This window comes from Mucilaginibacter straminoryzae, from assembly GCF_022953055.1.
In the GTDB taxonomy this organism is placed as follows: Bacteria; Bacteroidota; Bacteroidia; order Sphingobacteriales; family Sphingobacteriaceae; genus Mucilaginibacter; species Mucilaginibacter straminoryzae.
Map to the genome: position 1 here is coordinate 150,013 of NZ_JALJEJ010000009.1, position 13,138 is coordinate 163,150.

The following is a 13,138-nucleotide window of genomic DNA, read 5'->3' on the forward strand; positions in this document are numbered from 1 at the left end:
TAATGAATACTACCTGGACAGACATCAGATATAAAATCCTTCATTCGGGCAGCAAGCTTAATTTGCTTATCGGCATTAATGTGCTCGTATTTTTGCTGATCAATATTCCCGCCGTGCTGGAACATCTTTTTGTTACCGGCCTCAGCGGGCCGAGCCTGATCGAGGGGATGTCGCACGAATATCTGGCGATGCCCGCCTACCTGCCTAAACTGGCTACCCGTTTCTGGACGCCGATTACCTACATGTTTATGCACGAAGGGGTGTTCCATATTTTATTCAATATGCTGTGGCTGTACTGGATGGGCCAGTTGTTTGAAGAATACCTGGGCACCAAGCGTATTGTAGGCCTGTACATCATGGGCGGCATAGCAGGTGCATTGTTCTATATAGCAGGTTTTAACCTCATTCCCGCTTTTTCCCATTCAGAACGCCTGTACGAAACCGTAGTGGTTGGTGCTTCTGCCAGTGTGATGGCTATCGTTATCGCAACGGCTACCCTGCTGCCTAACTATACGCTTTACCTGATGTTCCTGGGGCCGGTGAAACTTAAATGGATTGCTGTTTTCTACGTCGTGTTGGATTTCCTGAGCATTGCCGGGCCAAATGCAGGTGGCGAAATGGCGCATATCGGCGGCGCTGTGTTCGGGTTCATTTATATGAAGCAGTTACAGCGCGGCAATAACTGGGGGGCTAATTTCCAGCTGTTTGGCAGTAAATCAAAAATTAAAGTGGTGAGCCATAATGCAGGCTACCAAAAGAACAGCAGAAACGCAAATTCTGCACCGCAACAAGAAGAAATTGACCGTATCTTAGACAAAATTTCACAATCAGGATACGATAGCCTCAACAAACAGGAAAAAGAAACCCTGTTCAGAGCGAGCAATAACCACTAGATGAAAGCTAAAAAAGGGCTAAGCTTTATTACCAAAGTTTTATTATTCATCAATTGCCTGCTGGCCCTCTCACTTTTAATCAGCTACCTGGCGCCCGTTACCGATCCGCGAAAGATCTGGCCGGTTGCTTTTTTCGGTCTGGCCTATCCACCGCTGCTGGTTGTCAACTTGATATTTGTGCTCGTCTGGTTGCTTCAAAAGAGCTGGTTCGCGCTGATCTCTTTAGTCTGCGTCCTGTCCGGCTGGGATATTCTTAATAAAAGCATTGGTTTCCATGCAGCGCGTACCTACCGCCAAAAGGAGACGCGAGAAGCCATCCGTGTGATGACTTATAATGTCCATTCCTTTAAAAAGTATGGCGATAACAACGACAGCTACACCAAGCATGATATCCTGGATATTATTAACCTGCACCAGCCTGATATTTTAGGCATTCAGGAATTCTATACACGTTATAAGGGCGAGTTTGCCATGGTGGATTCGATTAAGAACATGCTGAACGCTTCTTATTATTTCGATGCCATGACGTACCAGAACCAGCGCGACGCCATGGGTTTGGCGATCTTCTCTAAATACCCCATCATCAATCATGGCTATATTCAACTCACGCCTATCAAATCTGATAACCAGTGTGTGTTTATCGATGTAAAGCGAAAGGATCAGATCTTCCGTTATTACTGTATCCACCTGCAATCAGTCGGTTTTGGCCCCGAAGACTATGAATCTCTGGATAGCGTGCAGAAAGGAAAGACAGATGTGCATTCTATCCGTCGCATGGCTGCAAAACTCAAGAATGCTTTTAAAAAGCGTGCAGACCAGATCGATATCCTGCGCGAGAAAGTAAAGGATTGCCCCTATCCTTATGTCATTGCGGGCGATTTTAACGATACGCCTTCTTCTTATTCGGTTAACCGCCTCGCCAAAGGAATGAAGAATGCGTTCAGGGAAAAAGGTAGCGGTCTGGGCCGAACCTATAACGGCGATTTCCCAAATTACCAGATTGATTATATTCTGGCTACGCCGCAATTTAACGTGGCAGACTACAGGGTGATCGAAAAAAAGTTATCAGACCATTACCCCGTCTACAGCGACCTGCTCCTGAAACCTTCTGCGGTCCAAACAAAGTAAACGAAAGCCGAAATGTGACGTTATGTAAAGGAGTTTACAAATACGCCTTATTAAAAAAATTGTAAGTTTGCCGGATGAACCAAAGTTTGTTTGTTTACAACACTTTAACACACCAAAAAGAGGAGTTTACCCCTATTAATGCACCGCATGTGGGCATGTATGTCTGCGGACCAACGGTTTACAGCGATGCGCATATGGGAAACTGCCGTACCTATATATCTTTCGATCTGATTTTCCGTTACCTTACCCACCTGGGTTATAAGGTGCGTTACGTACGTAATATTACTGATGCCGGTCACCTGGAAAGCGATGCCGACGAGGGAGAAGATAAAATCTCTAAAAAAGCAAAACTGGCCCAACTGGAGCCGATGGAGATTGTGCAGAAATACACCGTTGGTTTTCATGAGGTGATGCAGATTCTGAACACCCTGCCGCCAAGTATAGAGCCTACCGCCACCGGCCATATCATCGAGCAGATAGAGATGGTGAAAACCATCCTTGAAGCAGGATATGCTTATGAGGTGAACGGTTCGATTTATTTCGATGTAGAAAAGTATAACCAGGCGCACAACTATGGCATGTTAAACGGCCGTAACCTGGACGACCTGCTGAACAATACACGCAACCTGGGCGGCCAGGAAGAGAAACGGGGTAAGCTTGACTTTGCCTTATGGATTAAAGCTAAGCCGGAACATTTGATGAAATGGCCTTCGCCATGGAGTGTGGGCTTTCCGGGCTGGCACCTGGAGTGTTCTGCCATGAGCCACAAGTACCTGGGCGAACAGTTTGATATACACGGCGGGGGGTTAGACCTGGTGCCTACCCATCACACCAACGAAATAGCCCAAAATATTGCTTGCTGCGACAAGGTACCGGCCCGTTACTGGGTACATACCAACATGCTGACCGTGAATGGGCAGAAAATGTCAAAATCATTAGGCAACAGCTTCTTGCCGCATGAGCTTTTCAGCGGCAATAACAAGATCCTGAACAAGGGTTACAGCCCTATGACCGTTCGCTTCTTTATGCTGCAGGCGCATTACCGCAGCACGCTGGATTTCAGCAATGAGGCGATGGAAGCGTCAGAAAAAGGATTTAAACGCCTGATGAATGCCATAACATTACTAGATGGTTTGAAAGCTTCTTCAACAACCGACGTAACGATAGCGCCATTAAGCCAGCGTTGCTATGATGCGCTGAATGATGATTTTAACAGCCCTGTTCTGATTGCCGAATTATTTGAAGCGACGCGTATCATCAACTCTGTTCACGATGGCAAAATGAAGATAGATGCCGCCAACCTGGACGAATTGAAGACGCTGATCCAGAACTTTGTGTTTGATGTTTTAGGTTTGAAGAATGAGCAGGCAACTGGTGACGATTTGCCGCGTGTGCTGGATTTTATTGTAAACCTTCGCAGCGAAGCTAAAACTAACCGCGACTATGCAACTTCTGATAAGATCAGGGATGGCTTACAACATATCGGTATCCAATTAAAGGATAGCAAAGAAGGCACCACCTGGAGCAAGATTTAAGCACAGCGACGCCCGGAATTACGGCAGCATTATCTCAAGGCAATATTGCTTTTTTTTTGAAACCAAAGCCTTGCCAGATTTGTATATGCATTACCCGCCACAGAAGTGGCCTGTTAAATTATCATATCAATAAAAATAAGAAAAGCTGACCCTGAATCTGCGAGCGCGATACTTTATCGCCCGTGTACAATAAAATTGCATAAGTTGAGTTATTAACTATTATTGTAAATTAATTGTACGGCCCATCAGGTTTATTATTTATTTACGTTCAATCTAAGCATGAATTTCAAGACACTATCTGTACTCCTCCCGATCGTATGTTTTACCCTTGCATCACAAGCGCAAAAAAAAGCTGATGTACAAACTGTAGTTGCTGCCGAAGATGCCTTTAACAAGGCCGTGGCGAAAAAAGGTATCAAAGAGGGCTTTTTAAGCGTTGCTGATCCCGAAGGAGTGGTATTTAAACCTGAAGCAGTAAACCTGACCGAGTTTTATGGCAAAATAGCCAAACAGCCTGGTACCCTTACCTGGACACCAAAATACGCCCGTATATCATCTGCCGGTGATCTGGCTTTTACCGCCGGCCCGTATGTTTACCATAACGGACAGGGCGAAGATGACAAGGTTTACGGCCACTACATCTCTATCTGGCGTGCCGATGCGGATAATAAGTTAAAACTGCTGTTGGATATGGGCATGCAACACCCGGAGGTGGAGCAGGACGAACTGATAGATTTTAAAGACCCGGATGTATCTAAAACTTCAGCCGCAAGCAAAGATCCGTTCCTGGGCAAGAAGATCATCATCAATACCGACAAGACACTTAATTATACACTAAGCAAATCTGCATTAGCCAGCTACCGCGAATTTTTCAGTCCGGAGGGACGTTTTTATTTCCCGGGCTTTCTGCCGATTGTAGGTGTAGATAAAACCATGAAGTTTTTAGCGAACGAAGCTATTTCCATTACCGCAGAAACCGTAAACGCAGGCCGTTCGCTTAGCAGCGACCTGGCTTATACCTACGGCCGTGCGCGGATACAAAAAGGAAATATCGTAAGCAATTACAACTATGTACGCATCTGGGAACCTGATGCTAACCACCGCTGGAACGTGATCCTTGAAATGTTTTCAGCGATAGAGAACGAATAATTGAAGAATTGAATGCGTGAAGGATAGAAGGATTGAACAGCAAAATTCTCATTCTATCCTTCACTCATTCCGTTATTCAAGCTTAAAAAAGCTGTTCGATAATCTGATCCGCAGAAAGCCCTTCTGCTTCTGCCTGGTAGCTTCTTACAATACGGTGTCTTAAAATGGCTTTGGCTACCGCCTGTACGTCTTCAATATCCGGCGAATACTTACCGCTGATCACAGCATGGCACTTAGCCCCTAATACCAGGAATTGCGAAGCCCTTGGCCCGGCGCCCCAGGTCAATAACCTTTTTATCTGCGGTGTGGCAAATTCGCTTTGTGGGCGTGTTTTAGAAACCAGCTTTACCGCATACTCCAGCACATGGTCTGTTACCGGTATATCGCGTACCAGTTTTTGAAAGAACATGATCTGCTCGGCATTCAGCACCTTATGTACTTCTGCTACAGTAGTACCGGTGGTGTTTTTCACTACCTGTAACTCTTCGGCAAATGTGGGATAAGTAAGCGCGATGTTGAACATAAAGCGGTCTAACTGCGCCTCTGGCAAAGGGTAGGTACCCTCTTGCTCTATTGGGTTTTGTGTAGCCAGCACAAAGAAAGGCTGGGGCAATTTATAGGTAACACCGGCAGCAGTTACTGCCTTTTCCTGCATGGCCTCTAACAGTGCGGCCTGTGTTTTGGGCGGCGTACGGTTAATCTCGTCTGCCAGGATAATGTTAGAGAAAACAGGGCCGTGTATGAATTTAAAACTGCGGTCTTCACCCAAAATTTCCGAGCCGATAATATCAGACGGCATCAGATCGGGTGTAAACTGTATACGGTTAAAATTAAGATCGAGCGCCCGGGCAACAGTTTGCACCAGTAAGGTTTTAGCCAACCCAGGTACACCTACCAGCAAACAATGACCGTTACTGAAAATAGCCAACAGTACAGACTTTACAACTTCGTCCTGCCCGATAATTACTTTGCCTATCTCGGCACGCGCCTGCTCATAAGCTTTCTTTAGCGCGTCAGCCGCTTCAACTTCAGACCGGTAGGTAGACATAGGTATTTATTTTGCTGCTACCTGCGGCGTGCTTACCCACTTCTTCAGGTCGCCGCAAGTCAGGTACTCATTATCAATCCTGATGTAATTCTCTTTACGTTTCTTCTCAAACCACTGGCTTACCACGCGGTTCAGCTTATCGCTATAAGCGGCATCTTTCAGTTTCGGAAAATCCTGCGCCAGATTTGCCTTGTGTGCATCCACTACAGATTTCAAATAATAGATCCGGTAGCTTTTCTTGGTATCCTGCCCTGTGTATAAGATTGGGGCAGATACGCCTCCTACCTTCATGGTATCAATTACCAATGCCACTTGAGGGTCCAGCTTATCAGTCGGGATAAAAGTGGTACGGCTTTGCACGTTCTCTGCATTCAGCATCATACCGCCATTGTATTTGGTTTCCTTATCGTCAGAATAATATCCGGCAGCGGCAGAAAAGTCTACCTGTTTGTTCTTGGTCAGCAGGTTATAAACGCTGTCCGCACGTAATTTTGCACGGTCAAGACTTGCCTGGGTTAGCTGCGGGATGATCAGGATATGGCGTGCCCTTACCTGTTCGCCACGACGCTCGATCACCTGTAAGAAGTGGAAACCGAAGTCAGATTCGAAAACAGGCGACATTTCACCTGCTTTTAATTTAAACGCCCATGCGGTAAATTCTTTAACCATGGTGGTACGGTCAAAAAAGCCTAAATCGCCCCCTTCTATAGCAGATTGCGGGTCCTGCGAGTATAAACGGGCCAGGTTGCCAAAATCTTCGCCTTTTTTTATACGCTGTAACAGGTCTTCGGCCTTTTGGCGCGCGAAGGCTTTTTCGTCCTTCGTCAATGTCGGGTTAAACACAATTTCACCCACTTCTACCTCTTTGTTAAAAGTAGGGATGCTGTCTTTAGGGATATGCTCGAAATAGGTTTTTACTTCAAGTGGGGTAACGCTTACCTTTTCGGTGATCTTGCCGCGCATACGGTCTGCCACCATACTCTCGCGGATCTCATTCCTGATCTCGTCCTTGTACTGGATAACAGAGCGCCCCAGGAACTGCTCTAACCGCTCCTGCCCGCCTGCACGTTGGATCATGGAACGCATACGGCGTTCAATTTCATTGTCCACCTCGTCTTCCTTAACGGTAACCGAGTCTATAACGGCCTGCTGGGCCAATATCTTCTGGGTAAGCAGGTTTTGCATTACCTGGCATTTAACGGCCGGGTTAGGGTTACCGCCCTGAACAATGTATTGCGCGTACTGCTGTTCTATATCTGATTGCAGGATAATGCTACTGCCGACAACGCCTGCTATCTTATCAAGGGTGCGTTGTGCTTTTGAAACACTTACCAGCATTAAAAATGCCGCAAGGGCTATTCCGAATTTTCTCATTTAATATACAATAAACCAAACCGTAGCCTGCGCCCGGTCAACCTTCAAATTTCGCAAATTTTATTGAACTGCAGTCCTTTAAATGTCAATTATCCTGAAGCGCAGTTTTTTTGCGAATATGCTGATAATGCCGGGCCTGCTTTCACTATTTTTGGTTAAAATTTGTTAAATAAATGCTGAACGATAATCCGGCCGCGTTACGCTTTCTTCTTCAGGACGATCTGTACCTGCTTGCTGCAGAAAAACAAGCGTATGCAGAACAAGCGCAAAAGCCCCTTGAACAGGAAATTGCTGTAGAAAAACCTGTTCAGCCGGTAACCGTAATTGAAACGCCCCAGTTAAGCTTTAATTGCCTGGGCGATAACAAAAAGAACTTCCTGATCCTGACCAGCTATCCGGGACAGCAGGGCATGGCTGAAGCTCACCAAAAAGCATTGGAAAGCACTTTAGGCCGGAAAGACCTTTCTTTGGCCGATGTAGCCATTGTTAATTTAGCGGCTTATCCGCAAGCCTCGCATACAGATCTGTTCACTTTCTTCCAACCCAAAAAAATATTGATACTTGGTTCGGAAGCCGTGCCAAACGGTTTACCTGCTACCACTTTTAACAAAATTATGCCGGTGGGTGATTTACAGCTACTGCATAGCTATGACTTTGGCGCTATGCTTGCCGACCGTGAAAAAGTAAAAGCCTTCTGGGAACAAATGAAAAACTTTTAATGATGCAGGAACTCGTTTTCGCTACCAATAACAAACATAAGGTTGATGAAGTGGCCGCCAAAGTTGGCGGTTCTTTTAAGCTGCTTACGCTTGCGGACATTGGCTGCACGGAAGACATTGCCGAAACCGGCCTTACCTTTCATGAGAATGCTTCCATTAAAAGCCGCTATATTTTCGACCATTACCACCTGAACTGTTTTGGCGACGACAGCGGACTGGAGATAGACGCCCTTAACGGTGAACCTGGTGTTTACTCTGCACGCTATGCCGGAACACACGGCAACCACGAGGCCAATATGGATAAGGTGCTGGCAAAACTTCAAGACGAAAGCAACCGCAGCGCAAGGTTCAAGACCGTAATTTCTTTACTATGGAATGGCGAAGAACATTTTTTTGAGGGAATAGTTGAGGGCTCCATCCGCACAGAAAGGGCGGGAAACGGGGGCTTTGGTTACGACCCCATCTTTCAGCCCGAAGGCTATGCGATTACCTTTGCCGAAATGACCATGGAGGAAAAGAATAGCATCAGCCACCGTGCAAGGGCAATGGAAAAACTACTGGCATTTCTAAAAGCCAAAGCCTAATTATCTGCTGCCTTTTTATTGGTTGTATCCCTCTTCAGCTTTAAACTATCCGCTGCAGGTTTAATTGTTTTATTCAGCGTACTGTCTGGCTTTGCTGACCCCGTTACCGGTTTACCAACAGGCTGCCCCTTAACAGCAGGCTTTCCGGGTGATGTTTTTGATGGCCGGACCGGCGGCGTAGTTACGCGCTTATACTTACCGGACTTATCCAGTTCGGGTATGATCTGCTCCTTAGATTCGGGCCGGTCATGCGGTTTCCAGATAAACCCTTTTAAAAGCTTCTCATCATCTTTAAATTTCTCAGGCGGGCCGATCCGATGCTCGGGCTTGCTGATATTGATGATATTAAGCGGCTTGTTCTCTTTAAAATTCACCCGCATACGGGCAGCCAATGAGCGCGCCATGTTGGTAATCTTGCCATTCTCGCGCTGGAAATAGATACTTTCTGCATTACCATCCACAAACATCCGGCTTAGTTTATTATTCACAAAAAAGCCTTTCATCTTCTTCCCGCCAACCTGGTTAAAGTGTGTGGTATCGTTATCCTCTACATTGACGATAAACGAATTCGGGAACACATCCATATTATCCAGCTTCCGGTTCTTCATCTGCAGAAACAACGTATCACCAGACATTTGTGAACCTTGCGACCATAGCATCGGCTTCACGAAACAACGTATGGTAGAATCGCTCGTACTGTAGAACAACGAATCGGCTTTGGCCTGCAGGTCTGATTTGAACAGCTTTGCATGATAATGTCCGTTCAGTATCCTGATCCGTGTAGTATCACTTAACACAAATTTCTGCCGCAGGTTAACAGAATCTGTCTTCAGGGTTTTATTCTTCAACGTATCTGTCGGGGCTTTCTTCCCTCCTGCCCCTTTTGCAACCGGCGTTAATGGCGGCTTGGCTGGTGCCTTCGGCGGCCCGAAAAAATTACGGTGTTGGTAGCTGGTATCTTTGGGGAACTGCGGCTTGATCGCAATCAGGAATTTGGAGGTGCTTTTAGGCGTTGCATCCAACGCCTTTTTAATCTTCGCCGTATCGCGGATACTGGCTAACCTGCGCTGTTCCTGTATCTGCTTAAACTCTTTATAGGTGATCATCCGGGTTTCCAGCGTGTCCGCCACCATATAAATAGTATCCTGCTTTACCCTTTTTGCGGTATCGGCAACTGATGTTACGGTAGCAGGCTTAATCTCCTTCTTGCTATCCTTTACCTCTTTCTGTTTTACAGGCTGCGTATTGGGTGGTGCTTTGGCGTCTTTAACAACTGGCAGCGTCTTCTTCTTTACGCTGTCTGTTTTAGTGGTATCTTTTTCTTCCGTAATAAACGTCACCCAGGGGTTACGTGTTACCACCGCGCGTTCACCTTTTTCAAAGTAAGTGCCTATCTGCCCGTGCAGTGTAATCTTCTGCTCGTTATCGTTAAACACCACATTTTTTACTGCGCGCCCGTAGCCCTTCAACCGGTCATAGAAAAGGCTGTCGCCTTTTAGCGATTTGGTGCTCTGGGTATACAAATTCTTCTTACCGAAAAAGGCTTGCTCGGTTATGGTATTGTAAGTACCGTTCTCAGTATAGAGGGTATCTTTATTCTTCTTGCCATAGATATGCGTTGGGCCATAGAAGTAAGCGATACGCGAACCGGAGTTGTAACGAAGGGTATCTGTTTTAATAATAGCATCTACGGTGTTCAGGATCACATCATACCTGAAGTAGGCATCACGCGAGAACGCAAAGTAGTAGCCGTTAGTACTCGTAAGGGTATTATCTTTATTTACCAGTTTACCCCCGCCGGTGTATGTGCCGATACGTGTTGCAGTATTGTAAGTAAAATAATTAGTGGTGAGCACAGCATCGCGGTCTACCATTTTCACATTATCCGTTAATAAGGCAACGTGGGTGTTCCCGTTATAGTTCAGCTTATCCGAATAGATATTCAGCGTATCGCCCTGGTTGATGTTGACATTCCCGAAGGCGTCAAAAGCGTTATTCTGGGGGTAAAAGTACGCACTATCCGACCGCAGGGTGGAATAATCCTGCCTGAAAACGCCTTTGTAAACTTTAATTACATCGACACCGTTTCGCTTGATTCCCTGGCTGCGTTCTGAAGAAATAAGGTTTACTACCGATTTTTTTTGCGGCTGGCGCTGACTAAATGCAGCCAAACCTGTTAACAGCAATAAACCAGTGAACAAATATTTTAACACAGTGCGAAATTACTTTTTTGCTTGCGGTTATTAAATTAAATAATTTTGAACCTATGCTGCCAGTTACCGGCTTTAAAACCTTTGCTGAACAAAACAGGCTTTTTAATGCCAACGATAAAATTATCGCTGCGGTAAGCGGCGGCAAAGATTCTGTGCTGATGGCACATTTACTAAAAGCCGCAGGCCATCATTTTGTGATTGCTCATTGCAACTTTCAATTACGTGCCGAAGAGTCGCGACGCGACGAAGCCTTTTGCCATTTACTGGCCCAAAACCTTGGCGTTGAATTTTATACCCAAACTTTCCAGACCCAACAATACGCCCAACAACACGGTGTTTCTATCCAGATGGCCGCACGCGACTTACGCTATCAGTGGTTTGAACAACTAAGGCAGCGACTCGGTTTTAACCTGATTGCATTGGCGCATCATCAGAACGATGCCATCGAGACAATATTGTTGAACCTTACCCGGGGTACGGGTATTGCCGGTCTGCACGGTATTCGCCCACGAAACGGCAACCTGGTTCGCCCGCTGCTTTTTTTGACGCGTAAGGAAGTGGATGAAATTATCGTAAGAGAAAACCTGGATTACGCGGAAGATAGCTCCAACGCCTCGACCAAGTATGCGCGTAACAAGATCAGGCATGAGGTGGTTCCGAAACTGAAAGAACTAAACCCCAACCTGGAACAAACTTTTCAAAACCACCTGCAGCATTTTGCCGAACTGGAAGAGTTGCTGCAGCTAAAAGTGGATGAAGTGCGCGAAGACCTGTTCACCTATACCAAAGGCGAAATACATCTCCCGCTGTCAAAGCTTCGTTTATTAAAACCGCTGCATCTGCTCCTGAACGAGTTATTGAAACCCTATGGGTTTATTCCTACCACCATTAGTGATGTTATTGAAGCTTTGGATAAGCATGCAGGCCGCCGTTTTGAAGGCGACGGTTGGCTGCTGGTGCTCGACAGGGAGCAGCTGATTTTAAGTCCACAAAGCAACTACTTGCCAACCAATGTGCAGGTCAACGCCAATGACGAAACCTGCATCTGGGGAACTTATCAATTTAAAATCAGCCATACATCGGCCCAGGTGCCGATACCGCCCGATCCGGCTATTGCTATGATTGACAGCGATCAGCTCATTTTCCCCTTAACGGTCAGAAGCTGGGAATTGAGCGATGCTTTCCGGCCGCTGGGCATGGAATCGAGAAAGAAACTAAGCGATTTTTTTATCGCCCGGAAAATTCCTTTGCACCGTAAAAGCCGCATTCCTATTGTGGTGAATGGCAACGGCGAGATCATCTGGATAGCGGGCCTGCGGCTGGACGACCGCTACAAAATAACCGCTGCTACTAAAAATTTTTCTATCTTCGAACTATCAGAGATCTGAATGGCTGACAAACCTGCTTATACCGAAAAACAATACCTGGGAAGAGAATGGATACCCGTAACCATCCGGCTGATGCTTGCCATGATCTGTTTTGCCATTTATTTTTTTACCGACGAACGCGAACGTAACGGCGACCTGCTGGTGGTAGTAGGCTTTGCCATTGTGATCATCTCTGTCATCATCGGTTTTCTGCCGCACTTCCGCACCCGGGTAATCAATAAAAGCCTTTTGCTGGACGGATTGTGGAGCAGCCGCCTGGTAAAGATTGACCTGAACAGCATTACCAAAGTGGAGAAAGGTATCTATAGCCGGTACCTGTTTAACAACCCGGTGTATAACCTGCACCAGAAAGGAACCATTCGCTTTTATACCGGCGGTAATGATGCCATCCACCTGACCGATCGCGACGGGCTGGTCTACATCATCGGTTCGCAACATGTAAATGAACTGCTTCGTGCCGTTCAGGAAGAAATGAAGAAATAATAAGTCGCTGCACTACTCCCATTTTCCCAGCTAAATTCCTGACAAAGCTTCAGAATAACACATGTATGACAATTTGACATAGCAAATTGATTTTATCTGTTATTTTAACGCTCGCCTTTCCATTAAAGAAAAACCGTTATCTCCAAAAGATAATCGCTAGTTGAAAGCCCACTACCATAACGTGATTTAAAACGAAGACGTAAATAATCAAACATTTTCGATGCTAAATCTCGAATTGTCAGTTTTTTCAACACTAACAAGTTTATTTTTTAGCAAAAACACTAAAATATCCCCTCTTTTAGCACGTCTCCGTTCTTCTTTTTACAAAAAAGAGAAAATAATAAAACCAGATATGGTTGAATCGCTGGGGCATTACTGATTTATTGTAATTCCATTTTTCACGTTCAGCATAGCTAAACAGCTCATAATGATCTGTTTTCGGCAATGGCATCTTTTTAGTGCAGAGGCTACCATCAAACAAATTAAATTATAAAAGTATGGTAACTGTATTAGAAGTTGCTGCTGTAATCCTGGTAATCCTGGCTCCGCTGGCTACCTCAAAAAAAGCAGTAAGATATTAATCTATAAAAAGCAGATTAATAAATTTCGCGCTATCCGGCAGCT

11 protein-coding genes are annotated in these 13,138 nt (G+C 45.7%); 8 read left to right on the forward strand and 3 right to left on the reverse strand.

The window, feature by feature from the left end; genetic code table 11:
- The first annotated feature begins 2 nt into the window (after positions 1 to 2).
- The 4 genes from MUY27_RS16945 (at position 3) to MUY27_RS16960 (ending at position 4,705) form a co-directional block, all read left to right on the forward strand.
- Positions 3 to 893, forward strand: coding sequence for a rhomboid family protein (locus MUY27_RS16945; protein ID WP_245131985.1), 891 nt, complete (start codon positions 3 to 5; stop codon positions 891 to 893).
- Positions 894 to 2,021: an endonuclease/exonuclease/phosphatase family protein gene (locus MUY27_RS16950; protein ID WP_245131987.1), complete on the forward strand. Its 1,128-nt coding sequence runs from the start codon at positions 894 to 896 to the stop codon at positions 2,019 to 2,021.
- Positions 2,022 to 2,095: 74 nt separating this feature from the next.
- Complete coding sequence (gene cysS, locus MUY27_RS16955; RefSeq protein ID WP_245131989.1) at positions 2,096 to 3,556, forward strand: cysteine--tRNA ligase; 1,461 nt, start codon at positions 2,096 to 2,098, stop codon at positions 3,554 to 3,556.
- Between the two features lie 279 nt (positions 3,557 to 3,835).
- On the forward strand, positions 3,836 to 4,705 hold the full coding sequence (locus MUY27_RS16960) for a YybH family protein (RefSeq protein ID WP_245131991.1): 870 nt from the start codon (positions 3,836 to 3,838) through the stop codon (positions 4,703 to 4,705).
- 82 nt (positions 4,706 to 4,787) lie between these two features.
- Here MUY27_RS16960 and MUY27_RS16965 read toward each other — a convergent pair whose 3' ends face one another.
- Positions 4,788 to 5,753, reverse strand: a complete 966-nt coding sequence (locus tag MUY27_RS16965; protein ID WP_245131993.1) for an AAA family ATPase — start codon at positions 5,751 to 5,753, stop codon at positions 4,788 to 4,790.
- A 6-nt stretch (positions 5,754 to 5,759) separates the two neighbouring features.
- On the reverse strand, positions 5,760 to 7,127 hold the full coding sequence (locus MUY27_RS16970; protein WP_245131995.1) for a peptidylprolyl isomerase: 1,368 nt from the start codon (positions 7,125 to 7,127) through the stop codon (positions 5,760 to 5,762).
- A 173-nt stretch (positions 7,128 to 7,300) separates the two neighbouring features.
- On the opposite strand from MUY27_RS16970, the gene MUY27_RS16975 reads away from it, so the two are divergent.
- Both MUY27_RS16975 and MUY27_RS16980 read left to right on the forward strand, forming a co-directional pair.
- Entirely contained in the window at positions 7,301 to 7,846 is a 546-nt protein-coding gene (locus MUY27_RS16975; protein ID WP_245131997.1) for a hypothetical protein, read from the forward strand.
- Positions 7,847 to 7,848: 2 nt separating this feature from the next.
- A complete protein-coding gene (locus MUY27_RS16980; RefSeq protein ID WP_245132071.1) occupies positions 7,849 to 8,430 on the forward strand; it encodes a non-canonical purine NTP diphosphatase in 582 nt (193 codons plus the stop codon).
- Here the strand turns inward: MUY27_RS16980 and MUY27_RS16985 are convergent.
- Positions 8,427 to 10,643: an OstA-like protein gene (locus MUY27_RS16985; protein WP_245131999.1), complete on the reverse strand. Its 2,217-nt coding sequence runs from the start codon at positions 10,641 to 10,643 to the stop codon at positions 8,427 to 8,429. The two genes, MUY27_RS16980 and MUY27_RS16985, sit on opposite strands and share 4 nt — an antisense overlap.
- Positions 10,644 to 10,696: 53 nt before the next feature.
- On the opposite strand from MUY27_RS16985, the gene tilS reads away from it, so the two are divergent.
- Both tilS and MUY27_RS16995 read left to right on the forward strand, forming a co-directional pair.
- On the forward strand, positions 10,697 to 12,031 hold the full coding sequence (gene tilS, locus MUY27_RS16990; RefSeq protein WP_245132001.1) for a tRNA lysidine(34) synthetase TilS: 1,335 nt from the start codon (positions 10,697 to 10,699) through the stop codon (positions 12,029 to 12,031).
- A complete protein-coding gene (locus MUY27_RS16995; RefSeq protein WP_245132002.1) occupies positions 12,032 to 12,514 on the forward strand; it encodes a hypothetical protein in 483 nt (160 codons plus the stop codon).
- Positions 12,515 to 13,138 lie beyond the last annotated feature (624 nt).

Bases quoted from the DNA above. Each gene is read 5' to 3' on its own strand.
- MUY27_RS16975 (WP_245131997.1), top strand. From the start codon at position 7,301: ATGCTGAACGATAATCCGGCCGCGTTACGCTTTCTTCTTCAGGACGAT.
- MUY27_RS16995 (WP_245132002.1), top strand. From the start codon at position 12,032: ATGGCTGACAAACCTGCTTATACCGAAAAACAATACCTGGGAAGAGAA.
- MUY27_RS16980 (WP_245132071.1), top strand. From the start codon at position 7,849: ATGCAGGAACTCGTTTTCGCTACCAATAACAAACATAAGGTTGATGAA.
- tilS (WP_245132001.1), top strand. From the start codon at position 10,697: ATGCTGCCAGTTACCGGCTTTAAAACCTTTGCTGAACAAAACAGGCTT.
- MUY27_RS16950 (WP_245131987.1), top strand. From the start codon at position 894: ATGAAAGCTAAAAAAGGGCTAAGCTTTATTACCAAAGTTTTATTATTC.
- MUY27_RS16970 (WP_245131995.1), bottom strand. From the start codon at position 7,127: ATGAGAAAATTCGGAATAGCCCTTGCGGCATTTTTAATGCTGGTAAGT.
- MUY27_RS16965 (WP_245131993.1), bottom strand. From the start codon at position 5,753: ATGTCTACCTACCGGTCTGAAGTTGAAGCGGCTGACGCGCTAAAGAAA.
- MUY27_RS16945 (WP_245131985.1), top strand. From the start codon at position 3: ATGAATACTACCTGGACAGACATCAGATATAAAATCCTTCATTCGGGC.
- MUY27_RS16960 (WP_245131991.1), top strand. From the start codon at position 3,836: ATGAATTTCAAGACACTATCTGTACTCCTCCCGATCGTATGTTTTACC.
- cysS (WP_245131989.1), top strand. From the start codon at position 2,096: ATGAACCAAAGTTTGTTTGTTTACAACACTTTAACACACCAAAAAGAG.